This is a genomic window from Corynebacterium sp. (assembly GCF_030532195.1).
In the GTDB taxonomy this organism is placed as follows: Bacteria; Actinomycetota; Actinomycetes; order Mycobacteriales; family Mycobacteriaceae; genus Corynebacterium.
This window is the reverse complement of sequence record NZ_JAUNLP010000004.1, coordinates 1-24446: the sequence shown is the minus strand read 5'-3', so window position 1 is coordinate 24446 and position 24446 is coordinate 1. Positions and strand designations below refer to the sequence as shown.

The window sequence follows — 24446 nt, the reverse complement described above, 5'->3', positions numbered from 1 at the left end:
GGATTTTTGCCGCTTAATTCAGCGGACCTTATTCAAAGGTTCCGATGTCATCCAGCGGAACAGCGGATCCAACCGGGTCAACACCGTAGGAATCCTCTGCACCGTAGAAGCCCTCACCGAAGGATGCGAACGGTGCAGCTGCCTGACGTGCAGCCTCCTCGGTCGGCTCAACCGTGATGTTGCGGTAACGGGAAATACCGGTACCGGCCGGGATGAGCTTACCGATGATCACGTTCTCCTTCAGGCCGATGAGCTTATCCGAACGCTTGTTGATAGCAGCGTCGGTAAGCACACGCGTCGTCTCTTGGAAGGATGCGGCGGAGAGCCAGGACTCGGTGGCCAGCGATGCCTTGGTGATACCCATCAGGACACGGCGACCCTCGATGACGTTGCCACCAGCGGCGACAATCTCGCGGTTCTTGGCCATGACCGTGGAGCGCTCAACCAGTGCACCCGGCAGCAAATCAGAGTCACCTGGCTTGGACACAATCACGCGGCGCAGCATCTGGCTGACAATAACCTCGATGTGCTTGTCGTGAATGGCCACACCCTGGTCACGGTAGACCGACTGGACTTCCTCAATGAGGTGGCGCTGTACACCGCGGCGGCCGAGAACCTCGAGAACCTCATGCGGATCGGCAGCACCCTTGAGCAGCTGCTGGCCCTTGACCAAGTGGTCACCATCGCGGATGGCGCGGCGACGGCCATCGACGGTGATCTCTGCCAGACCCTGACGCTTGGAGAGCTTGTCGTAGACAACCTCATCCTCGCTGTTGGCGTCCGGAATGAGGGTGAGCGTGTAGAAGTGCTCGTCCTCTTCCAGGCGAACGCGGCCGTTTTCGCGAACCAGCGGAGCCTTGTTCTTCGGCACACGGGCCTCGAACAGCTCCTGGACTCGCGGCAGACCACCGGTAATGTCGCCACCGACACCACCCTGGTGGAACGTACGCATGGTCAGCTGGGTACCCGGCTCACCAATGGACTGTGCAGCGACAATACCGACTGCCTCGCCGATGTCGACCAGCTTGCCGGTAGCCATCGAGCGGCCGTAGCACTTCGCGCAGACACCGGTAGCGGTGGAACAGGTCAGAACCGAGCGAACCTTGACTTCCTTCACACCGTGGCTGAGAGCCAGGGTGATGTGGGAGTCGTTCAGGTCCGTGTCGGCCTCGATGATGACGTTGCCGTCAGCGTCGGTGACATCGGCAGCGAGCACACGTGCAATCGCAGCGGTCTCGACATACTTGGCACGACGAATCTCACCGGTCGGCTGGCCAGCAGCATCCAGCACATCCTCGCCGATTTCGACAACGACGCCGTCGTGAGTGCCACAGTCCTCTTCGCGGACGATGACGTCCTGTGCGACGTCGACCAGACGACGGGTCAGGTAACCCGAGTCAGCGGTACGCAGTGCGGTATCGGCCAGGCCCTTACGGGAACCGTGGGAGTTGTTGAAGTACTCCAACACCGACAGGCCCTCGCGGAAGGAGGTCTTAATCGGGCGGGTGATGTACTCACCACGCGGGTTGGTGACCATGCCCTTCATGCCGGCCAGCGAGTGAATCTGGCCCATGTTACCGGCAGCACCCGACTTCACGATCATCGGAATCGGGTTGTCATCCGGGTACAGTGCCTCGACCTTTTCACCGACCTCAGCCGTTGCGGCCTTCCACAGGTTCACCAGCGACTCGTGACGCTCAGCAGCCGAGAGCTTACCGCGGCGGAACTTCTTCTCCACCGTTGCGGCCTTCTCTTCGTAGCCGTTGAGGATCTCGTGCTTGTTTGGCAGAACCAGCACGTCGGACATAGCAATGGTGACACCAGAACGAGTAGCCCAGTAGAAGCCAGCGTCCTTGAGCTTGTCGACGGTCTGAGCGACCGTGATCATCGGGTACTTGGCAGCCAAGTCGTTAATGATCGCAGCCTGCGGCTTCTTTGCCATGACACCCTCGACGTACGGGTAGTTCCACGGCAGCAGCTCGTTGAACATCACGCGACCAAGGGTGGTGGAAGCCAACCAGGTGTCGCCCTTGTTCCAGCCATCCGGGAACTGCTCGGACTCGATCTCGGCCGGCGGACGCAGGTGGTTGATGCGAACCTTAATCGGGCTCTGCAGGCCAATAGCGCCGCGGTCGTAGGCCATGATTGCCTCGGCCGGCGAGGTGTAAATACCCTGCTCCGGCGAGTCCTCCGACGGATCCTGGTGAGCACCCGGCAGCTCCGGCTTCTCCAGGGTCAGGAAGTACAGGCCGGTGACCATATCCAGACGCGGCATAGCCAGTGGCTTACCGGAAGCTGGCGACAGGATGTTGTTCGAGGACAGCATCAGGATGCGAGCCTCAGCCTGTGCCTCGGCGGACAGCGGCAGGTGGACTGCCATCTGGTCGCCGTCGAAGTCGGCGTTGAAGGCCTCACAGGCCAGCGGGTGCAGCTGAATAGCCTTACCCTCAACCAGGACCGGCTCGAATGCCTGAATACCCAGGCGGTGCAGCGTCGGTGCACGGTTCAGCAGAACTGGATGGCCGGTAATGACGTCTTCCAGAACGTCCCAGACCTCGGAGCGCTGACGCTCAACCATGCGCTTAGCGCTCTTGATGTTCTGCGCGTAGCTCTTGGCGACGAGCTCCTTCATCACGAACGGCTTGAACAGCTCGAGAGCCATCAGCTTCGGCAGACCACACTGGTGCAGCTTCAGCTGCGGACCGACGATAATCACCGAACGGCCAGAGTAGTCAACACGCTTACCCAGCAGGTTCTGACGGAAACGGCCCTGCTTACCCTTGAGCAGATCACTCAGGGACTTCAGCGGACGGTTACCCGGACCAGTAACTGGGCGACCACGACGACCGTTGTCGAACAGTGCGTCAACCGACTCCTGCAGCATGCGCTTCTCGTTGTTAACGATGATCTCCGGCGCGCCGAGATCGATCATGCGCTTCAGGCGGTTGTTGCGGTTGATGACACGACGGTAGAGGTCGTTCAGGTCGGAGGTTGCAAAGCGGCCACCGTCGAGCTGAACCATCGGGCGCAGCTCCGGCGGGATGACCGGAATGCAGTCGAGCACCATAGCGGCCGGGTCGTTGCCGGACTGCAGGAATGCAGTGACAACCTTCAGTCGCTTGAGTGCACGCATCTTCTTCTGACCCTTGCCGTCGCGAATGATCTCGCGCAGCTCCTCGGCCTCCTTCTCGAGGTCGAAGTTGCGGATCAGAGTCTGGATAGCCTCAGCACCCATACCGCCGGTGAAGTAATCCTCGTAGCGGTCGACGAGTTCGGTGTAAATACCCTCGTCGATAATCATCTGCTTCGGCTCGAGCTTGATGAAGGTATTCCAAATCTCGTCGAGACGGTCCAGCTCACGCTGGGCGCGCTCGCGGATGTGGCGCATCTCGCGCTCTGCTGCGGACTGAACCTTCTTGCGGGCATCAGCCTTGGCACCAGCGGCCTCCAGCTCAGCCAAATCCTCTTCCAGGGTCTGAGCACGCTCAGCCAGCTCCTGGTCGCGGTCGTCCTCAACCAGCTTCTTGTCCACGAGCATGTCAGCTTCGAGGGTTTCCTGGTCGTTGTGGCGAGCCTCTTCATCAACGGAGGTGATGATGTTGGCAGCGAAGTAGATGATCTTTTCCAGATCCTTCGGAGCCAAGTCCAGCAGGTAGCCGAGGCGGGACGGCACACCCTTGAAGTACCAGATGTGAGTGACCGGAGCAGCCAGCTCAATGTGGCCCATGCGCTCACGGCGAACCTTCGACTTGGTCACCTCAACGCCACAGCGTTCACAGATGATGCCCTTGAAGCGGACGCGCTTGTACTTACCACAAGCACACTCCCAGTCACGGGTCGGGCCGAAGATACGCTCACAGAAAAGGCCGTCCTTTTCCGGCTTCAGCGTACGGTAATTAATCGTCTCGGGCTTCTTGACCTCACCGCGAGACCAGCGGCGAATGTCGTCGGCGGTAGCGAGCCCAATCCGGAGCTCGTCAAAGTTGTTGACGTCGAGCACCTGTTTTCCCTTTCCCTCCGCATTGAACTAATGCGGAAACCATATTCTCTGCGGAGGTTTTTGTACGTTTTCGTCTTGTTGGGTTAATCGCGAGTTGAGGCTGTTCCGACCTCGGTTACTCACGCAATGTTTCGTCGTAAAGCGTCGAAACTATGCGGAGTCAGCGTCGGAACGCTCATCGCGGGACAGGTTAATGCCGAGGGAAGCCGTCGCGTGGTCGAGTTCCTCGTCATCAGTGGAGCCCAGCTCCACCGGAACGCCGTCGGCCGAGAGGACCTCGACGTTCAAGCACAGCGACTGCAATTCCTTCAGAAGCACCTTGAACGACTCCGGAATACCCGGATCCGGAATGTTGTCGCCCTTCACGATTGCCTCGTAGACCTTGACGCGGCCAACCACGTCATCGGACTTGATGGTGAGCAGCTCCTGCAGGGTGTAGGCAGCGCCGTAAGCCTGCATTGCCCACACCTCCATCTCACCGAAGCGCTGACCACCGAACTGAGCCTTACCACCCAGCGGCTGCTGGGTAATCATGGAGTATGGACCGGTGGAACGAGCGTGAATCTTCTCGTCGACCAGGTGGTGCAGCTTCAGCATGTACATGTAGCCAACCGACACTGGGAACGGGAACTTCTCGCCGGAGCGGCCGTCGAACAGCGTGGCCTTACCGTCAGCGTTGACCAGGACCTCACCGTCGCGGTTCGGGCGGGAAGAAGCCAACAGACCTGCGAGCTCCTCGTTTTCAGCACCGTCGAACACCGGGGTGGCAACCAGGGAGTCGGACGGAACGTCGTGCAGCTCAGCCGGCAGACGCTTCGCCCAATCCGGATCACCCTCGATGGTCCAACCGGCCTTGGCCAGCCAGCCGAGGTGAACCTCCAGGACCTGGCCGATGTTCATACGACGCGGCACACCGTGGGTGTTCAGGATGATGTCGACCGGAGTGCCGTCCGGCAGGAACGGCATGTCCTCCTGCGGCAGAATCTTGCCGATAACACCCTTGTTACCGTGGCGACCTGCCATCTTGTCGCCGTCCTGAATCTTGCGCTTCTGGGCAACATAGACACGGACCATCTCGTTGACGCCTGGGGCCAGGTCATCATCGTCGTCACGCGAGAAGACGCGCACACCGATGACCTTGCCGGACTCACCGTGCGGAACGCGCATGGAGGTGTCACGGACCTCGCGGGACTTCTCACCGAAGATGGCGCGCAGCAGGCGCTCTTCCGGAGTCAGCTCGGTCTCGCCCTTCGGGGTGGTCTTAGCGACCAGGATGTCGCCGTCGCGGACGTCGGCACCGATGCGAACGATGCCGCGCTCATCCAGATCCTTCAGCATCTCCTCGGATGCGTTCGGGATGTCACGGGTGATCTCCTCCGGCCCCAGCTTGGTGTCGCGGGCGTCGATCTCGTGCTCCTCGATGTGGATCGAGGTCAGGATGTCCTCTTCAACCATGCGCTGGTTGAGGATGATGGCGTCCTCGTAGTTGTGGCCTTCCCACGGCATGAATGCCACGAGCAGGTTCTTACCGAGAGCCATTTCACCGTTGTCGGTACCCGGACCGTCGGCGATGACCTGACCGGCCTCCACACGCTGGCCCTCATCAACCAGCGGCTTCTGGTTGTAGCAGGTGCCCTGGTTGGTGCGCTCGAACTTGCGCAGCAGGAAGGTGTGACGCTGGCCCTCATCGTCCATGATGGTGATGAAGTCTGCGGACACGGTTTCGACGACACCGGACGCCGGGGCGACGATGACATCGCCGGCGTCGTACGCAGCACGCTGCTCCATACCGGTGCCGACAAACGGAGCCTCCGAGCGCAGCAGCGGCACAGCCTGGCGCTGCATGTTCGCGCCCATCAGTGCACGGTTCGCGTCATCGTGCTCGAGGAACGGAATCATGGCAGTAGCCACGGAGACCATCTGACGCGGGGAAACCTCGAGGTAGTCGACCTCATCGGCGCGGACGGACTCGACGTCACCACCCTTCTTACGAACAGACAGGGTCTCCTGGACGAAGTGCCCATTCTCGTCGATCGGGGTGTTTGCCTGCGCGACGACGTAACGGTCTTCTTCATCAGCGGTGAGGTAGTCGACCTCGTCGGTGATGACACCATCGCGGACGCGACGGTACGGAGTCTCAATGAAGCCGAATGGGTTGACTCGTGCGTAGCAGGACAACGAGCCAATCAGACCAATGTTCGGCCCCTCAGGAGTCTCAATCGGGCACATGCGGCCGTAGTGCGACGGGTGAACGTCTCGGACCTCAAGGCCTGCGCGGTCACGGGTCAGACCACCCGGGCCCAGTGCGGACAGGCGGCGCTTGTGAGTCAGACCAGACAGCGAGTTGTTCTGGTCCATGAACTGCGACAGCTGCGAGGTACCGAAGAACTCGCGGATAGCTGCGGAGACCGGGCGCACGTTAATCAGGGTGGTCGGCTGGATCGACTCGACATCCTGAGTGGTCATGCGCTCACGAACAACGCGCTCCATGCGGGACAGACCGACACGGACCTGGTTCTGAATCAGCTCACCGACGGTGCGCAGACGACGGTTGCCAAAGTGGTCAATATCGTCGGTCTCAACCGGAATCTCCACACCCTCCGGAGAGGTCATGGTCTTCTCACCGTCGTGCAGGCGCACGAGGTATTCGATGGTGGTGGCGATGTCCTGCTCGGTCAGAACCATCTCGCCGGAGGCGTCAGTGCCCAGACCCAGCTTGCGATTGACCTTGTAACGACCGACCTTTGCCAGGTCGTAGCGCTTCGGCTTGAAGAAGTTGTTCTCCAGCAGAGCCAGCGCGGACTCGCGCGTCGGCGGCTCACCCGGGCGCTGCTTACGGTAAATCTCCAGCAGTGCCTCGTCGGTGTTAGCGACACCGTCCTTTTCCAAGGTCGCCATCATGATCTCGGAGAAGCCGAAGCGCTCCTTGATCTCCTCAGTGGTCCAGCCGAACGCCTTCAGCAGGACGGTCACCGGCTGGCGACGCTTACGGTCAATACGAACGCCGACGGTGTCCCGCTTGTCGACGTCGAACTCCAGCCACGCACCGCGCGACGGGATAATCTTCACAGAGTGCAGCGGACGCTCAGTGGACTTATCGATGGTCTCATCGAAGTACACGCCCGGAGAGCGAACCAGCTGAGAAACAACGACACGCTCAGTACCGTTGACAATGAACGTACCCTTGTCCGTCATCATCGGGAAGTCACCGATGAACACGGTCTGGCTCTTGATCTCACCAGTCTCGCGGTTAGTGAACTCCGCGGTGACGTAGAGGGGAGCCGAGTAGTTGATGTCCTTGTCCTTGGACTCATCCACAGTGTTCTTGACAGCGTCGAACCACGGGTCCGACAGTGTCAGGGACATCTTCTGGGAGTAGTCCTCAATCGGAGAGAGCTCTTCTAGAATATCTTCGAGACCGCTGGTAACCCGAGCGTCTTCACCGAGCTCCTCCTGACGACGAGCACGCCACTCAGGCGTACCAATCAGCCATGCAAAAGACTCACGCTGCAGGTCGAGCAGACCAGGAACCGCAATCGGCTCCTGAATCTTTGCAAACGAGTACCTCTTCGAAGCTCCGGGAATACCGGTTACTGCCTTGGTCTGGCGGGAGACTGCCAAGATGCGTCCTTCCAGCACCTCACGCGGTGGAGCACACCGGCAACCGGTGGTGCGCTCCGCCCGCTTGGTTTATACGCGATTCAAGTTGCAGGAATTTTTCTGTTGCGCACCGAGATACTTTGCGTCTAACCTTTGGTCACACGCGAAAGTGATTCCCCTCCTGCCCAGCCGAAGAACGGCTACGCAGCAGCGCCGTTAAGGCTCCATTAACAGCCACGAACAGGGTAAAACGGTGCTACATAATAGCTCCGTGCCCCGCGCGCAAACCGTAAAAGAGTTGACGGCAGATACACTAATTCCAGCGCAACGAAATAGCCTATATCAAAAACATCGAGTTGTCTAGTAAAACTTGACAAATCGGGCGTGTCGTATTCCACATTTGGCCACCGACTGTCGTAAGTGGACGCGGGCGCAATGGCCGTCGTAAAGCGTTATGCGTCTTGCGCTTTACGACGGGTCGAGGGGCGAACGACACCCACGATTGCGATGAACACCAAAATCGAACCGGAGGCGATGAGGCCAATGGACCAAGGTCGCAGCGTTGGAGGCTCGAAGTTTGTCAAGGCGCCGCCGAGCAGCTGGTTCGAAGCGACCTCATCCATCTTGCCATTGAAGCGCAGGTAATCCATGATCGGTTCGCCCTCACGGGTCTCCCACCACATGTGGATGTCTTCTGCCATGTCGATGACAGACCCGGACTTCGGCTCGACCCACATGTCGCGCGTGCCTTCGTACTGCATGAAGCCCGACTTATCGTCCTGGGTCAGCTGCGAGACGTAGGAGCGGTACTTCTCTGCCAGATTGGTCTTGTCAATGGTCTGGCGGAAGTGCAGCACACGGTTGCCGCCACGGTCTTCTTCCCCAACGTAGGCTGCGGGCACGGTGTCGTGCATGATGTCATCGAATACCGGGTACTCCTTGGTCTCGGTATTGGCCGGGAACTTCACCCAGTTGCCCTCGAACTTCACCGAGCGCGGCACGCCGGCCATACGGTCGACCAGGTTGGCAGGGGCCAGCGCTTCACCGGTGAGACGGTCGATGGTCACGGTCCAAATATTGGCATCAATGAGCTCGGTCAGCGGGTTGGTACCCATGACCTCGGGTGGGAGCTCTCGCATCTCAGTGACACCAATGCGCAGCGAGACCTTCTTTTCATGTGCGGGCTCAATGAGCACACCGTGCAGCTGTCGGCGCAGCGGAGAGCGCACTTCCTCGCGCTTGCCCTCGTCATTGATCTTGGTGGAGACGCCATCTTCCGCACGCAGCGTGTACGTGACTGGAGGGAGGTCTAGAGGCATCTTGGGTTCCTCATTGAGCACCTTGGGCAGCAGAATGCCCGCTGCCAGAAGTGCGGTACCTAATCCCAACAGAAGGATAGACAAAATTCTCGACCGTGAGAGCATGCACAATACATTACAGGCAGGGGCAGTCTATAGAGTTATTCAGCCCGACCAGTTTGGCAGAAGTTTCTGTATAAATAAAAAAACCGCCCACCCTGGGAAACCCAGGATTGGCGGTTTATACAATGCGGTAGCTTTGGGCCGCTACCGAGGCCGAAAGTAATGAAATTACTTGAGGGAGACCTTTGCGCCAGCCTCTTCCAGCTTGGTCTTAGCAGCCTCAGCGTCGTCCTTGGAAGCGCCCTCCAGGATAGCCTTCGGAGCGGACTCAACCATTTCCTTAGCTTCCTTCAGACCCAGGCCGGAGACAATCTCGCGGACAGCCTTAATAACGCCAATCTTCTTAGCGCCAGCGTCCTCGAGGACGACGTCGAACTCGTCCTTCTCCTCAGCAGCAGCCTCGCCGCCAGCGGCGCCTGCAGCAGCAACTGCAACCGGAGCAGCAGCGGTGACGTCGAACTCTTCCTCGAAAGCCTTCTTGAACTCGGTGAGCTCAACGAGGGTCATTTCCTTGAAAGCCTCGAGCAGTTCCTCAGTGGTGTACTTAGCCATGGATATTCTCCTATGAGTGTGGTGCGGCCGCTCCCCTCAGAGATCCCTGGGGTCGAAGCCGTCAAAGTGATTTTTAAAGTTTTCGCGTTAAATGTTTCGCGAGTGTGTCGCGAGCCGCTCGGGCTTACTTCTTCTCCTCGAGAGCCGCAGTGAGGCGGGCAACCGAGGAGGTCGGAGCGTCGAGCAGGCCAGCGACGTTCGCCAGAACGCCGTTGAAGGCACCAGCCAGCTTTGCCAGCGTGGTCTCGCGGTTGTCCATATCCGCAAGAGCCTCGAACTGTGCTGCGTCGATTGCAGCACCGTCCATGTAGCCGCCCTTGACCACGAGGTTCTTGTTGTCACCGGCGAACTTCTTGATCGCCTTAGCCGCATCCACAGCCTCGCCCTTGATGAAGGCGACTGCAGTCGGGCCGTTCAGGTGCTCATCAAGACCCTCGATCCCTGCCTCGTCGGCAGCGATCTTGATCATGGTGTTCTTGGCGACGGAGTACTTAACATCAGCACCGAGGGCGCGACGCAGTTCGGTGATTTCCGTGACGGTCAGGCCGCGGTACTCAGTCAGCACGATAGCGTTGGACTCTTCAACGTCCTGCTTCAGCGCTGCAACAGCTGCAATCTTCTCAGCGTTTGCTGTCATGTGTACTCTCGCCTCCTTCCTGGTCTTTGCAATTTTCCGCCAGGTCATAAGAAGGCCCCACCGCGCACATACCACAAACGCCCCAATCCTTGCAGAAAGGATGGGGCGCAACAATTCTTCATACAGTCCCTACTCCGCCGCACCAAGCCCCTGCTTGGCCAGTGAAGTAAGCACCGCATGCGCTTCCAAGTCCTCCTGCGTGGGCCGCCTGTCGCACAAGTGACGCAACAGAAACCTTCAATCCGCTTCTTTCAAAGCGAATGACCGACGGTCTTCGGTGAAACTTGAGTACCAACTTCTTTTAGAAGCCGGTCAAACTTCGTGTAAAGACTTTATACGACCACCCCGTCAATAGCCAAATCCCCTGGTCGCAACGGCACCTAGGGCCAGTCAAAGCCCCCACAAAATCCCTATAGAAACCTCGCCGCTCCCGGCTCCCCAAAACGGCCAAACTGCAGGTCCTTTTCCCGTTGCTGCACGATTGCCTCAAGCTCGGAGAAGTAGGCGTTCAAGTCATCGTCGGCAAGCCAAAGCACCTGATCCGCGTAGTCGAGTACCACGCGCACCATATCGTCCGGATGTGCGTCGAGGCTCGCGGCGGCGAGGATGTCCACGGTAAGCGACAGTGCCACGCGGACCACCGACGGAATGTCTGGCAGCTGGCACTGCTCAGCGACGACATCTCGAAGCTCTACGGCCTCCATCCGCGCAATGATGCGCAGCAGCCGCACCACGACCACCTGCGCCGCACGGGCATGCAGCGCGTCCTCTTCAGTCATCCCCGGGCGCACAATGGAGTCTTCAATATTGCGCCGGAGCACCGCGGCGACGCGATCATCCTCCCCCAAGCCCGTGAGCACCTCACCCAAGAGCGTCTGCCCGGCAATCCGCAGGCAGGGCATGTCATAGGCATCATCGCCCAACGAATCCAAATAGGAAATCAGCTGGGTTTCGATAATTCCGGAACCGTCGTCGAGCTGCGCTAGGCGTTCAATTTCACCCAGCGCCTCCAACCCGTCGTCAGTTGCGGAAGTCATTGTCATAGTCGCGATTCTAGGCAACAAACTTTGCCCGTGAACCCATTTTTGCTCGATTAGTTTCTACTCATTATGAATTCGCTTTACGACGTTTACCGCGACACTTCCCCACCCCGCAGGTCGTGTCTTTTGGAAATGCAAAAACCGCCGCTTACCACACTCAAGCGGTGACTTAAGTGATGGAGGCGACGGTTAAAAGAGCTCTACAGAGCCGTAAGCCAGCTAGCTAGCTTTAGGCGGTGTAGTCCTTGATCACAGAGGTGTCAACCGGGATGCCCGGGCCATTGGTGGCGGAGACGGTGATCTTCTTCAGGTACTTACCCTTAGCAGCGGACGGCTTCAGACGCATCAGCTCGTCGATCAGCGCGCCGTAGTTCTCGGCCAGCTTCTCGGCGTCGAAGGAAGCCTTACCGATGATGGCCTGCAGGTTTGCAGCCTTGTCAACGCGGAAGGAAATCTTACCGCCCTTGATCTCGGTGACAGCCTTAGCAACATCCGGGGTAACGGTGCCGGTCTTCGGGTTCGGCATCAGACCACGCGGGCCGAGGATACGAGCCACGCGACCAACCTTGGCCATCTGGTCCGGGGTAGCGATAGCAGCGTCGAAGTCGGTCCAGCCGCCCTGAATCTTCTCGATCAGTTCCTCGGAACCAACGAAGTCAGCGCCGGCTTCCTCAGCCTTGGTTGCGTTCTCGCCAGCGGCGAAGACAACGACGCGGACGGTCTTACCGGTGCCGTTCGGCAGGGAGACGGTGCCGCGAACCAGCTGGTCAGCCTTGCGCGGGTCAACGCCCAGGCGGATGGCGACGTCAATGGTGGCGTCGTAGTTCTTGGAGGAGGTCTCCTTGACCAGCTTTGCAGCCTCAAGCGGAGAGTAGATGCGGCCTTCGTCGATCTTCTCGGCGGCGGCGCGGTATGCCTTAGAGTTCTTGCTCATGAAAAGTCCAATCTCAAATGAGTAAAGGGTTGGATTGTGGTGTGTAGCGGGCCGAAGCTGGCCCTACCACGGTTGATGACGACGTCGTAAAGCGTCTTACTTAGCGCCCTCGACGGTGATGCCCATGGAGCGAGCGGTACCGGCGATGATGCGTGCGCCCATCTCGATGTCGTTAGCGTTCAGGTCCGGCTTCTTCTGCTCAGCGATTTCCTTGCACTGCTCCCAGGTCACGGAACCGACCTTGTTGGTGTGCGGAACGCCCGAGCCCTTCTGAATACCAGCGGCCTTCAGCAGTAGCTTAGCTGCCGGCGGGGTCTTCAGAACGAAGGTGAAGGAGCGGTCTTCGTAGACGGAGATCTCAACCGGAACGACGTTGCCACGCTGGTTCTCGGTTGCAGCGTTGTAAGCCTTGCAGAACTCCATGATGTTGACACCATGGGCACCCAGTGCCGGACCAACCGGCGGAGCCGGGTTAGCCTGACCAGCCTGGATCTGCAGCTTAATAATCGCAGAAAGCTTCTTCTTCGGAGCCATCGGATTAACCTACTTCCTAGTTACCGGGAAGCGCCGCCCCGATGAAAAGGCGACTCTCCCGTCCGGATGCCGACGCTTTACGACGATCACCTGCGCATTCGGCGCGTGTTGCGCCAGCGCGGTGCCGCCGAAGTGGAGCCAGCCACCGGGGATACGATTCTTTGGTGCACACTTCGTGTTAAAGACACAAAAATGCACGCCTGGCTACGTTACCGCAGCTAAGGCGTGCATCAAAATCCCCTTGGGGTTGGAGCTCGGGTTTGAGCTCAGATTGAAGCTCGGGGCTTAGTTGAGCTTCTCGACCTCGTCGATACCCAGCTCAACCGGGGTTTCACGGCCGAAGATGGAAACCAGAGCCTTCATGCGGCCGGTGTCCGGGTCGATCTCGGAGATGGTCGCAGCGACGGAAGCAAACGGGCCGGACAGGATGGTGACGGACTCGCCAACCTCGTAGTCGATGGCAACGGTCTTCTTCTCGTGCTTCGGAGCAGCGGCCACTGCCAGCTCGCCGTCGGCATTGGCAGCGTCCTCTGGGGACTCTGCAGTGATGGTCTCCTTCGGCATGAGGAACTTGGCGACCTCGCGGATCTTCACCTTGGACGGCTGGCCCTCGCTGCCAACGAAGGAGGTAACACCCGGGGTGTCACGGACAACCGACCAGGACGGGTCATCCAGGCTCATGCGGACCAGAACGTAGCCCGGCAGCAGCTTGCGCTTGACGATCTTCTTCTTGCCGTCGTCCTTGCGCTCTTCGACCTCTTCGACAGGAACGATGACCTCGTGGATCTGCTCGTCGACGCCCATGGTCTGAGCGCGCATCTCCAGGTTGGTCTTCACCTTGTTCTCGTAGCCGGAGTAGCACTGGATGATGTACCAGTCACCCGGGCGGCGCTTCAGCTCACGCTGGAACTCACGCAGGCGCTTGCGGTATTCAGCATCGGCATCGGCAACGGCCTTGGCCTCAGCATCGGCCGGCGAGGTGGCCTCAGCAGCGGTTGCTTCAGCAGCAGTTGCTTCAGTGCTCTCCGCTGCTGCTGCAGCAGTCTGCTCTGCCTGTGCACTCTGGGAAGCCTGCTCCGCATCCGTGGACTGCGCATCGGAGAAAATGTTCTGACCATCGTTCATGGCGTTGTTAACCCCTTATTGTTTGTACGACTCACTTTAATTGGCGACTTAACTTCTCGACGACCTGCTGCATGGACCTGCTGCTTGCGGCACTTCGAACCGTCGCCCCGCCAATCGCCCTAACGAATAATCCCGCCTGCCGGAACTCGGAGGCGGGATGAAAAGCATCACTGATAGGACATTATAGCCGATTACTTACCCAACACCGACCGGACACCCAGACCAGCCAGCGTGTCCACGCCCCACACGAGCGCAATCATGACAATCAGAAAGGCAATCACGATAACGCTGTAGGTGACCATCTGACGGCCAGTTGGCCAGATGACTTTGCGCATCTCATCCGCAACCTGCTTGATGAAGACAATCGGGTTACGAGTCGACAGCTCGTTGGTCTCCTTCGTCCGCGCAGGCTTCTTCGCCACAGATGTTTCTGCGCCCGTTGCCTGGCGCTTACCGGACGGGCGAGCAGCCGCCTGGAAAGTCGGGTTTTCCTCAGCCACGATGCTCCTTCGCTACTTCGTGCATATGAGACCTAAAAATACTGGACAGTGAACACCACAGTGAAACGCCACTATAAAATCCACCGCACAGCGCAAGTCTGATTCAGTGCGTAAATTCTAGCCGACTATCTACCCTACCGAAAGAATCGCCTACCGTGCGAAACCTTGAGCGGCGTCACAGTCGCAGAAACTGCGGATATAAAGAAACCCGCCACCCGAAGCCTTGTTTATGCATCCGAATGACGGGAACTTGCAGGGGCGACAGGACTCGAACCTGCAACCTGCGGTTTTGGAGACCGCTGCTCTACCAATTGAGCCACGCCCCTTCACCACCAGCGATAAGGACTGTGTCCCTAGCTGACAATGTCCCACCTTAATGCATTACTGCACTGCAAGGCGGGGTAAAACGAACATTCCTGCTCGTAGTAGCGATGGGGGGGATCGAACCCCCGACCTCACGATTATGAGTCGTGCGCTCTCACCATCTGAGCTACATCGCCCCTATTCTCTACCCGGACATAATGTCCGTATAAAAGAACAGAGCCCCCTGACAGAATCGAACTGTCGACCTTTTCCTTACCATGGAAACGCTCTGCCGACTGAGCTAAGGGGGCATCAGCATCCTTCAAACTCAGAACTTAACTTCTGTGGCCTTTAACTGACCGCTTCGGTTTCGCTCTGTGCTCTCCGTGAAGCCTTGCAAAGATTAACCCGAAATGACCATCAAGCACAAATCAGCAGGTAGCAGAAGGTTTTTATTGTCGCTTTTATGTACCCTTTGATGCATGCTTGTGCCAAGGCTTGCACGCACGCCAGGAAATCCTCCCATACCCCTGCCGCACCCCACTACCCCACCAAATAAAAAAATCACCGCGAGAGACAATCTCTCGCGGTGATTACTTTGTGCCAGATGATGGATTCGAACCAACGAAGGCAATGCCGACGGATTTACAATCCGCTCCCTTTGGCCGCTCGGGCAATCTGGCGTGCACTCTTAAACGGTGCGAATGGAATGCTACACACTGCTTCAACATTTACACAAATCGGCAGGTCAGCAAAGTATTTTATTGGGCGGTCAACTACCCCACACGCTCAATGGTGTAACGAGCAACGTGGCGCAGGGACTCCTTAGCCGCGCACTCCGGAAGCTCGGCAATCACGCGATCGGACTCTTCCAGCAGTTCTTTAACCTTGTCCATCGCACGGTCAACTCCGGCAGTTTGGGCCAGGAGCTCGAGAGCTTCGTCGACAAGCGCATCATCGGAGACTGGGCCGACCAGAATCTCGCGGAGTCGTTCGGCGGCGGGGCTCTCCTCCTGCAGCGCGTAGAGCACTGGGAGCGTGAAGACGCCCTCGCGCAGGTCGGTGCCTGGTGTCTTGCCGGACTGGTCGGTGTTGGAGGAGATGTCGATGATGTCGTCGACAATCTGGAAGATGATGCCGATAAGTTCGCCGTAGCGGCGTAGCGCGCTGGCAATCTCCGCTGGCGCACCGGCGTGGTAGGCACCGAGGTAGCCGGCAGACGCGATGAGCACACCGGTCTTTTCCGCGATGACTGTCAGGTAGCGCTCAATGCGCTCCTCAATGGGCAGGTCGAGGTCATTGAGACACTCACGCATCTGCCCCGTCACCAGCACACCAAAGGTCTCCGCGAAGTGCGATACCGTGTGCGAACCCAACTCCGCCAGCAGGCGCGAAGCGGTTGCGAAGAGGTAATCACCCGCCAGAATAGCCACCGTGTTGTCCCACCGGGCGTTGGCGGACGCGACACCGCGACGCTTATCGGCCTCATCCATCACATCATCGTGATAGAGCGTTGCCAGATGCGTCATCTCCAGCACAGTCGCTGCGGTAACAACCTTGCTATCCTGCGGGTTTTGCCCGAATTGCGCTGAGAGCATGGTGAACATTGGACGGAAGCGCTTACCACCGGCCTGAGCTAGGTGCGAAACCCGCTCCACCAGGAAATCTTCACCCTTGCCCAACTCGGAGAGTAAGAGATCCTCGCTTTTGCGCATTCCCTCGGTGATTGTTGCTTCCAGCGCCTCATCAACGAAGTAGGAACCGGCGGTCTTCTCACCAGTGCCCTGAGCACTTCCGGAACTGAGTCCGGAGTAGTCTCCAGTTCGCATTCGAGTCCTGCCTAACTGACGATTAAAGATAAGAAACTGCTAAATAAACTACCTTACGAGCATAGTTGCTAGCAGACCAGTTCCCATATTTCTGTCAACGTCGTTATACGCTGGGGCAATGACCTCAAGCCCGATTTCGCGAGTATCCCCCACGTTCGACGGCTCCACCGCCTTGCCAACCAGTACCGATGTGTTAATCATCGGCGGTGGCCCCACTGGATCTGCCGCAGCAATTCACGCCGCCCGCGCGGGCTACGACGTTACGGTCGTGGACTCCCAACGCTTCCCACGCGACAAAACGTGTGGCGACGGGCTGACTCCGCGCGCCATCGCAGAGCTGCGGCGCATAGGGCTTGACGACGATCTGTTGCGCCGCAACCGCAACCGTGGACTCAAGCTCCACGGCTTCGGCGGCTCCATCACGGCACCCTGGCCAGAAGGCAATGAATCGGTATTCCCCGCAGCTGGTTCGGCCATGCCACGCACCGAGCTGGATACGTTCTTGCTCAATGCCGCTGCCGATGCCGGTGCCAAGGTTTTTGATGGGGTGCCTGCTCTGCGAGTTATTCAGGGCGCGCTGGGTGGCTCGGGCGGCACACGTGGCTATGGCGTTCGCGCTGTTGAGGTGCGTGACCGCGATGGTAAGGTCCAGCGCATTTCCACGCGTTGGTTGCTCGTGGCCGATGGCGTCCGAAGTGTCGTCGGCAAGCAGCTGGGGCGTGCGTGGCATCGCGAGCATGTCTTTGGCGTGGCGGCGCGGTCGTATGTGGACTTTGCCTCCGAGGACGTGGCGGACGATTGGATTCACTCGCACTTGGAGTTGCGCGGCTCGGATGGGCATGCTCATCCCGGTTATGGCTGGATCTTCCCGCTGGGTGATGGCCGTGCGAACGTGGGATGTGGGGCGCTGGCGACGTCGTCACGCCCTGCGCGTACCAACGTGAAGAAGCTGCTGCGCGAGTACCACGGACAGGTGCGCGATGAGTGGCAGATGAGCGAGCCGAAGCACGTGACGTCGGCGCTGCTGCCGATGGGTGGCGCGGTGTCGAATGTGGCGGGGCCGAATTGGGCGTTGCTCGGCGATGCGGCGTGCCTGGTCAATCCGCTCAATGGTGAGGGGATTGATTATGGGATGGAGTCGGCACGCCTGGCCGTGGAGCTGATTGGTGCGGTAGGTGCAGGCCGCGATGGGCTGACGCATGCCTGGCCTGCGATGTTGCGGGAACATTACGGCACGGGTTTCTCGCTGGCTCGCAAATTGGCGCTGACGCTGACCTACCCGAGCTTCCTGCCGACTGTGGGACCACTGACCATTGGTGCGCCGTGGGGCAGCCAGATTATGGCGGTGGCGGCGCGACTCATGGGCAACTTGATCACCGAGGAAGACCGCGATGTGGTAGCGCGACTGTGGCGCGCTGCTGGGCGCACGGCGCTGCGTAGCGACGCGCTGTTTGGCCGGGGGCCCTGGCAGTAGGTGCCTGTGCTGGTGCGCGGGCGTTGAGCGTGCTGGCGCTCAGTGCTGAGCCCTACTGCGCCGGCTTCGTAGCCGAGTGCAGCGCTGCGATGCCGAAGGTGAGGTTCTGCCAGCCGGCATCCTCCCAACCCGAGGCGTTGATGTCGGCGGCGAGCTGTGGCTGATCGGGCCACGCGCGAATGGATTCGGCCAGGTAAACGTAGGCCTCCGGGTTGGAGGAGACGACCTTGGCAATCTGCGGCAGCGCACGCATCAGGTATTCCTTGTAGAACGTGCGGAATACCGGCACGACCGGAGTGGAGAACTCACACACGGTGAGCTGACCGCCTGGCTTGGTCACGCGGGCCATCTCAGCGAGACCGGCCTTGTAATCCACGATATTGCGCAGACCAAAGCTGATGGTCACGGCATCGAAGGTGTTGTCCGCGAACGGCAGTTTCATGCCATCGCCGCAGACCTTCGGGACATCGCGGTGACCGCCGGCCTTGAGCATGCCGCGGGAGAAATCACAGGCGACAACATAGGCCCCGGACTTGGCCAGCTCCACGGTCGAAACAGCGGTACCAGCGGCCAGGTCCAGCACTTTCTGACCGGGCTGCAAGTTCAAACGCTTGGCCGTACGAATGCGCCAATAGTGGTCAATACCGCCAGTGAGCACGGTATTCGTGATGTCGTAATTCTTCCCCACACCGTCGAACATGGTCGCGACATCGCTGGGATTCTTCGTTAAATCAGCCCTAGACACGACCTCTAGGTTACGCGACCGACCTGTGGTGTGAAGAAGCCGCTGCCGCATCGGCAGTTCCGGGTGCTGCGTCCCGGCCCGTCTTATCCTTGGCCACAGCCCTGGCCGTGTCCTTACCTGAGTCTTTCGCAGAGATACCCGTGATTTCTTCATAGTGGCGAACCAAGTCCGCGCACAACGCCTCCCATGTGCGCTCCGACACGGTGTCGCGGCAACGGTTGCGCAGCTGCTTGCGGGCCAGGACATCATCAACCAGCAGCAGCTTATCCACGGCCTCCGAGAGGTCACGCATAAATGTCTTCGGCTCCAGCAAGTAGCCATTGACACCGTTGGTCACCAGGTCGCGTGGACCGCCCGCGTTCGGGGCAATCGCCGGCACACCGGAGGCATGAGCTTCCTGGACGGCCTGGCAGAAGGTTTCAAAATCACCGGTGTGGACAAAGACATCCAGGCTGGCGAAGGCCTGTGCCAGGTCTTCACCGGTCAGCTGACCGGTGAAGACTGCCTGCGGCATCCTTTGCTTGAGCATTGGCATCTCTGGGCCGTCACCGACGATGACCACCTGAATATCATCCCGATGATTCAGTGCCGCCAGACGCTCAACTGACTTCTCCGCTGCCAGCCTGCCGACATAGCCGACAATTGGCTTGCCCTCCGGGCTCCACTGCCTACGCAGTTCGTTGCTGCGCTTTTCCGGAGAAAAACGCACCGCATCCACGCCGCGGCCCCAGCGGTAGATGTTGCGAATCTTGTGACTCCGCAGATCCTCAATAGTCGGCGAAGAAGGTGCCAGAGTTCGAGCGCACGAGTTGTGCATAATGCGCGTCCACGTCCAGGCAGCATGTGAAAGACCGGCCAACTTGTAGTTCTTGGCAAAACCTGCGACATCAGTTTGATAAATCGCCACTGCCGGAATCCCCAGCGCCTTGGCGGTCAGCGCGCCCGCGCCACCCAGCACAAATGGTGAGGCCAGGTGCACAATGTCCGGCTTAAATTTGGTCAGTGCTGCCGCCACCCTGCGGTTGGGCACACCAATCGGCAGCGAATCAATCAGGGGAACCATCACAGTGGGAACACGCTCAATGCGGAAGCCACAGTAGGACTCGGCTTCTTCCTGCCAATCACGTGCGCCCGGCGCGATAACGAGCGCCTCATGCCCCTCACGTTCTAAGTGCTCAAGCACCCGCAGCACTGAGTTTGTTACTCCATTGATGTTGGGCAAGAAGCTTTCGGCAATGATGGCAACGCGCATGGTGCTAGCTTTCCATCCCGTCGGAAAGCGAAGGTGACCCTTCGTTTACCTTTTGGGAATCTCTTTGTAAACGCCGGGTTGCGCGCACCGTGAGCCACCACAGCGGAGCTGCAACAATAAGCGCTACCACCGCAATACTCGCCGCCGGGATGATGGACAGCGTCCATTTGCGCCCGGCAACGCGCACCACATCGGGGTCCGTGCGGTCATATTCCACCCGGACACGCTGACCCTCTTCCAGGCCCACGGGATAGAGAAGACCGGTTGGCGGCGACTGGAAATCACCATTTTCATCGACAAAGTCGACCGTGGTGCGCAGCAGCTCCACCGAGCGCACATCGGCAACCGATTCGCCCATGTTCGACTCAATCGAGCGGTCATTGATAAAGCAGCCAGCCACTATGGCCATGCACGACAGCATCAGGCAAATCAGCACGAACAGCAGCACTTGGCGAGCAAGGCGCGGCCAATTGGCCAGGGCAGTCTTCCACTGCATGGCGGTCGCGACCTCCTTTAGCTATTCGTATCAATCTCCGCATTGTAGGCCAGTTTCTGATGCAGCTGCCTACGCGTGGTGCGCGTGGTAGTCACCTCAATGACGCGAATGCCGTCGACATCCGTGTCCGGGTGCAACTGGGCTAGCAAATCCGGCAGGCGATCGACCCGCAGGTACTCCACGCCATATGCCTGGCAGATTCCCTCGAAGTCCACATCCTGTGGCGTGCCAAAAATCCGCTCAAAACTGCCCCGCAGTGCCGGACTGCCGGCCTCCAGCGTCTCGAAAATTCCGCCGCCGGCATCATTGGCCACCACAATCGTGAGATTTTCCGGCCTCGGCTCCAGTGGGCCAATTGCCAGCGCTGCCGAGTCATGCTGGAACGTGAGGTCACCCATCAGCGCAGTCGTGCGCGGCGGACGGATTTCGTCGGCATGCGCACGATCCGATGCCAGCGCCACACCAATGGCCGTCGCCACCGTGCCGTCGATGCCCGCCGCACCGCGCCCCGCATACGTGTTCACACCTGGAAATGGCAGGCCAGTGTACGAAACGTCGCGTACCGGGTTCGACGCGCCCAGCACCACATTGTCACCCGTACGCAAGCTGTCAGTCAGCGCCGCAGCGACGTGAAAACCGGTCAACGGTTCGTTCGCCTCAATCGACTCTGTCAGCGTCTCCCGCACGGACTTCACCGCCAACTCACTGGCGGCCTCACAAATCTTCGCCCACTGCGGGTCCTGCTCCCCCACGGTCTGCACATGCTTTACGACGGCCCTTGCGTTCGCAGTAACATCCGGGAACTCGGCCCCAAAGCCGTGGTTGTGGGCCTCCGAGACCACCGTCAGCTCAATGTCTGGGTTGGCCAATAGCTTGGAAATTCCGCGGTGCAGCGTCGGCCTGCCAACTAGCACAATCTGCTCCGGCGGAATCTGCGCAAACGTGCCCGCCGCCAACGGATGGACGGGGTGCGCTGGGGCATATGCATTCGGCTCTGCGATAGTCGGCAGATCCTCCAGCTCCGGCAAGTGCGGCGCATTCGAGCCAGCAATCACGAGAGTGCGGCGACTGATGTCGATGGTGGCTGTCACTGCCTCCGATACTCCCGACGCCCCATTGCCGCTGGTACCAGTCGCAATCGTGGTCCACGGGCCGCCGCCTGAGCGGCCCGCGGGGATGTCGGCGACGGAGTCGTCGTCAGGCACAAGCGGCTCAATAAAGCGGACGTTGAGGTGGCCGGCACCCGTTGCCATGGCGGCGACAACTCGGTCGATGCGGGCGCGAATCTGCACGGCGGTGGCCGTGGTGACTGGCGCGGTGCCGTCGAGGTCGAATTCGACGACGGAGGCATCGGCAAATAGGCGATCCTGGACGATGGTCTGGTTCGCGCCGGTGCCGCGATAGTGCGCGGGGCGGTCGGCAGTGAGTGCGAGCAGCGGGATGCCCGACGCGGTTGCTTCCACCATGGCGGGCACGAGGTTGGCCACGGCCGTGCCGGAAGTTGTAATTACCGGTGTGACCTTGCGAGTTTGCGAAGCCAGGCCGAGTGCGAGGAAAGCTGCGGAGCGTTCATCGATACGTACGTGGAGGCGGACCTTCGCAGCGTCAGCGGCCTGGACCAGAGCGCGGGCCAGCGGGGCCGAGCGAGAGCCCGGGCAGACCACGGCATCGACCATGCCAAGGCGCAGGAGCTCATCGACAATCAAGCCCGCCACTACTGCGGATGGGGCTGGCGTGGACTGGGTGGACTGAGGGGTGGTGTCGGCCGCACCGGTGTCCCGGTTTTGAGGGGTGTCCTGGTTATCGTTCACACTCCATAGGCTACTTGCCGGAAGTTAGTGACCGAGTTTATGGCAGTTTGTGGCTGATTTTCGTGCTCAAAGTGCTATAAGCCTAGTCACTTTCTTGGGGTTATAGATGGGCATATGCCGCGCGGAGGCGGTCGAACCACCAATCGCGGCGCGGCCCCGGCGCTGCGAGCTCGGCTAGACGGGCAGGGTCGGGGGCTGGGTTAGTGACGGGCAGGCGACCATCAACAAGCGGCCGCGGCTCGATGACATCCTCGATAAACAGCGAAGACGTGGCCAACCCCGCAGCATTGGGCACCGGCTGCAGGTCAGTGGCCGGCAGGGCCGCCGCCGTGTACAAGCCGGCGGCCATGCCAATACCCGTGTCCAGGGCACTGGCCACGGTGACCTTCATCGCCAGTTCCTCGGCCAACCGGAGCAGGCGGCGCGGACCTCCAAGGGGCGCGACCTTCATCACGCCCACGTCCGCAGCCTGCTCGCGGGCAACCAGGTAAGGATCCTCGGCCCGGCGAATCGACTCATCAGCCGCAACGGGGCAAAACTCCCCCACCGCGTCACGAACCTGGCGGAGCTCAGCCACAGTCGCGACCGGCTGCTCCATATACTCCAGCGGCCCCAACTCACGGGCAGCAGCAATGGCCTGCTCCACCGACCAGCCTCGATTCGCATCCACGCGCACCACAGGTTCATAGCCATAGATCTCCGCCACAGCTGCGCGGACGGCGGATACGCGCGCAATGTCGTCGTCAAGCGATTGCCCGCGCTCTGCGACCTTGACCTTGAACGTACGGCACCCTGGGTAACGCTTGACGACGTCCGCCACTTGCCCGGGCGCGACTGCGGGAATGGTGGCGTTGACCTCGACAAACTCCCGCTTGGGCGTGGGCAGGCCGACGTATGCGCATTCGATGGCCGAGCGCAGCCATGCGGCGGCTTCGGGTGCGTCGTACTCCAGGAAGGGCGCGAATTCTCCCCAGGTGGCGGGGCCGTCGATGAGGAGCGCCTCGCGCGTGGTGACCCCGCGGAATTTCACCGCCATGGGAAGCGCGACGACGTGCGCGCGGTCGAGGATGTCATCGATGGGTGGGATGGGAAGGTCGGAAGCAGCGGGCACAGACATACCCCTCATGCTAGAGACCTTTATGCTTGAGGCCATGACTGATACCGCGAAGTACTCGACCGATAACCCGTTCCGCCCCGAGCAGTGGAAGACGGTTGCCGGTTTTGAGGATTTGACCGACATCACCTACCACCGCCACGTCGGCGAGGGCCGCGAGAACGGCATTGTGCGCATTGCGTTTGACCGCCCGGAGGTTCGCAACGCATTCCGCCCGCACACCGTCGATGAGCTCTACCGCGCGCTTGACCACGCGCGCCGCACTCCGGATGTCGGCGTGGTGCTGCTGACCGGCAACGGCCCGAGCACCAAGGACGGCGGCTGGGCGTTCTGCTCGGGCGGCGACCAGCGCATTCGCGGTCGTTCCGGCTACCAGTACGCCACCACGCACGAGCATGACGACGCCACCGCGGACGCATCCACCGTCGATACCGCGCGCGCCAAGGTCGAGGGAGGTCGCCTGCACATCCTGGAGGTGCAGCGCCTGATTCGCACCATGCCGAAGGTTGTCATTGCCGTGGTCAATGGTTGGGCCGCAGGTGGCGGACACTCCCTGCATGTGGTGTGTGACTTAACGCTGGCTTCTCGCCAGGAGGCCCGCTTCAAGCAGACCGATGCTGACGTGGGATCTTTCGATGCCGGCTACGGCTCGGCGTACCTGGCTAAGCAGGTGGGCCAGAAGTTTGCCCGCGAGATTTTCTTCCTCGGCCGCACCTACGACGCCGAGATCATGCAGCGCATGGGTGCCGTCAATGAGGTCGCCGACCACGGTGACTTGGAGGACACCGCTGTGCAGTGGGCTCGTGAGATTAACGGCAAGTCCCCAACGGCACAGCGCATGCTGAAGTTCGCTTTCAACCTGACTGATGACGGCCTGATGGGTCAGCAGGTCTTTGCCGGCGAGGCCACACGCCTGGCCTACATGACCGACGAGGCCGTCGAGGGCAAGGAAGCGTTCTTGGAAAAGCGCGACCCGAATTGGGAAGAGTTCCCGTTTTATTACTAGGGGGTGCGGAGGCCTGTCTGGGGGGTGTCCCTATGTTTTTGTCAAGTGTCAGGCCGATGTTGGCGAGTACAGT

At 60.0% G+C, this 24446-nt stretch carries 18 protein-coding genes and 4 tRNA genes; 2 read left to right on the top strand and 20 right to left on the bottom strand.

The genetic code is table 11. The annotated features are described in order from the left end of the window. Positions 1-28 precede the first annotated feature (28 nt). From Q4E11_RS05485 to Q4E11_RS05415, 15 genes are all read right to left on the bottom strand, one after another. The gene (locus Q4E11_RS05485; protein ID WP_303164282.1) at positions 29-4000 is read right to left on the bottom strand and encodes a DNA-directed RNA polymerase subunit beta'; all 3972 of its coding nucleotides are present in this window, start codon (positions 3998-4000) and stop codon (positions 29-31) included. A 150-nt stretch (positions 4001-4150) separates the two neighbouring features. After that, a complete protein-coding gene (locus Q4E11_RS05480; protein WP_303164281.1) occupies positions 4151-7639 on the bottom strand; it encodes a DNA-directed RNA polymerase subunit beta in 3489 nt (1162 codons plus the stop codon). 413 nt (positions 7640-8052) lie between these two features. After that, positions 8053-9003, bottom strand: coding sequence for a DUF3068 domain-containing protein (locus Q4E11_RS05475; protein ID WP_303164280.1), 951 nt, complete (start codon positions 9001-9003; stop codon positions 8053-8055). Between the two features lie 186 nt (positions 9004-9189). Then, positions 9190-9573 carry a 50S ribosomal protein L7/L12 gene (gene rplL, locus Q4E11_RS05470; protein ID WP_303164279.1) on the bottom strand — a complete coding sequence of 128 codons (384 nt, stop codon included), beginning with the start codon at positions 9571-9573 and terminating at the stop codon, positions 9190-9192. Between the two features lie 124 nt (positions 9574-9697). After that, the gene (rplJ, locus tag Q4E11_RS05465; protein WP_303164278.1) at positions 9698-10210 is read right to left on the bottom strand and encodes a 50S ribosomal protein L10; all 513 of its coding nucleotides are present in this window, start codon (positions 10208-10210) and stop codon (positions 9698-9700) included. Between the two features lie 410 nt (positions 10211-10620). Then, on the bottom strand, positions 10621-11253 hold the full coding sequence (locus Q4E11_RS05460) for a hypothetical protein (RefSeq protein ID WP_303164276.1): 633 nt from the start codon (positions 11251-11253) through the stop codon (positions 10621-10623). Between the two features lie 226 nt (positions 11254-11479). After that, positions 11480-12184 (bottom strand): 50S ribosomal protein L1, encoded by a 705-nt coding sequence (rplA, locus tag Q4E11_RS05455; protein WP_303164274.1) that lies wholly within the window; start codon positions 12182-12184, stop codon positions 11480-11482. Positions 12185-12280: 96 nt separating this feature from the next. Then, positions 12281-12718 (bottom strand): 50S ribosomal protein L11, encoded by a 438-nt coding sequence (rplK, locus tag Q4E11_RS05450; protein ID WP_303164272.1) that lies wholly within the window; start codon positions 12716-12718, stop codon positions 12281-12283. 285 nt (positions 12719-13003) lie between these two features. Next, positions 13004-13843, bottom strand: coding sequence for a transcription termination/antitermination protein NusG (gene nusG / locus Q4E11_RS05445; protein WP_303164271.1), 840 nt, complete (start codon positions 13841-13843; stop codon positions 13004-13006). Positions 13844-14034: 191 nt separating this feature from the next. After that, a complete protein-coding gene (gene secE, locus Q4E11_RS05440; RefSeq protein WP_303164269.1) occupies positions 14035-14343 on the bottom strand; it encodes a preprotein translocase subunit SecE in 309 nt (102 codons plus the stop codon). 253 nt (positions 14344-14596) lie between these two features. Continuing rightward, positions 14597-14669: transfer RNA gene (locus tag Q4E11_RS05435), tRNA-Trp, on the bottom strand. A gap of 100 nt (positions 14670-14769) precedes the next feature. After that, positions 14770-14843 (bottom strand) — tRNA-Met (locus tag Q4E11_RS05430). A gap of 41 nt (positions 14844-14884) precedes the next feature. Next, positions 14885-14957 (bottom strand) — tRNA-Thr (locus tag Q4E11_RS05425). Positions 14958-15247: 290 nt separating this feature from the next. After that, positions 15248-15329: transfer RNA gene (locus Q4E11_RS05420), tRNA-Tyr, on the bottom strand. A gap of 93 nt (positions 15330-15422) precedes the next feature. Continuing rightward, positions 15423-16475 carry a polyprenyl synthetase family protein gene (locus Q4E11_RS05415; RefSeq protein ID WP_303164268.1) on the bottom strand — a complete coding sequence of 351 codons (1053 nt, stop codon included), beginning with the start codon at positions 16473-16475 and terminating at the stop codon, positions 15423-15425. A 118-nt stretch (positions 16476-16593) separates the two neighbouring features. On the opposite strand from Q4E11_RS05415, the gene Q4E11_RS05410 reads away from it, so the two are divergent. Beyond that, positions 16594-17949, top strand: coding sequence for a geranylgeranyl reductase family protein (locus tag Q4E11_RS05410; protein WP_303164267.1), 1356 nt, complete (start codon positions 16594-16596; stop codon positions 17947-17949). Between the two features lie 52 nt (positions 17950-18001). Here Q4E11_RS05410 and Q4E11_RS05405 read toward each other — a convergent pair whose 3' ends face one another. The 5 genes from Q4E11_RS05405 to Q4E11_RS05385 form a co-directional block, all read right to left on the bottom strand. Next, positions 18002-18694, bottom strand: a complete 693-nt coding sequence (locus tag Q4E11_RS05405) for a demethylmenaquinone methyltransferase (RefSeq protein ID WP_303164265.1) — start codon at positions 18692-18694, stop codon at positions 18002-18004. Positions 18695-18704: 10 nt separating this feature from the next. Then, entirely contained in the window at positions 18705-19946 is a 1242-nt protein-coding gene (locus Q4E11_RS05400; protein ID WP_303164263.1) for a glycosyltransferase family 1 protein, read from the bottom strand. Positions 19947-19950: 4 nt separating this feature from the next. Beyond that, positions 19951-20442, bottom strand: a complete 492-nt coding sequence (locus Q4E11_RS05395) for a DUF3592 domain-containing protein (RefSeq protein ID WP_303164261.1) — start codon at positions 20440-20442, stop codon at positions 19951-19953. Between the two features lie 17 nt (positions 20443-20459). Beyond that, on the bottom strand, positions 20460-22157 hold the full coding sequence (menD, locus tag Q4E11_RS05390) for a 2-succinyl-5-enolpyruvyl-6-hydroxy-3-cyclohexene-1-carboxylic-acid synthase (protein WP_303164563.1): 1698 nt from the start codon (positions 22155-22157) through the stop codon (positions 20460-20462). A gap of 196 nt (positions 22158-22353) precedes the next feature. Continuing rightward, positions 22354-23379: an o-succinylbenzoate synthase gene (locus Q4E11_RS05385; protein ID WP_303164259.1), complete on the bottom strand. Its 1026-nt coding sequence runs from the start codon at positions 23377-23379 to the stop codon at positions 22354-22356. A 25-nt stretch (positions 23380-23404) separates the two neighbouring features. Here Q4E11_RS05385 and Q4E11_RS05380 point away from each other — a divergent pair, with 25 nt between their 5' ends. Then, positions 23405-24373, top strand: coding sequence for a 1,4-dihydroxy-2-naphthoyl-CoA synthase (locus tag Q4E11_RS05380; RefSeq protein ID WP_303164257.1), 969 nt, complete (start codon positions 23405-23407; stop codon positions 24371-24373). Positions 24374-24446: the final 73 nt, after the last annotated feature.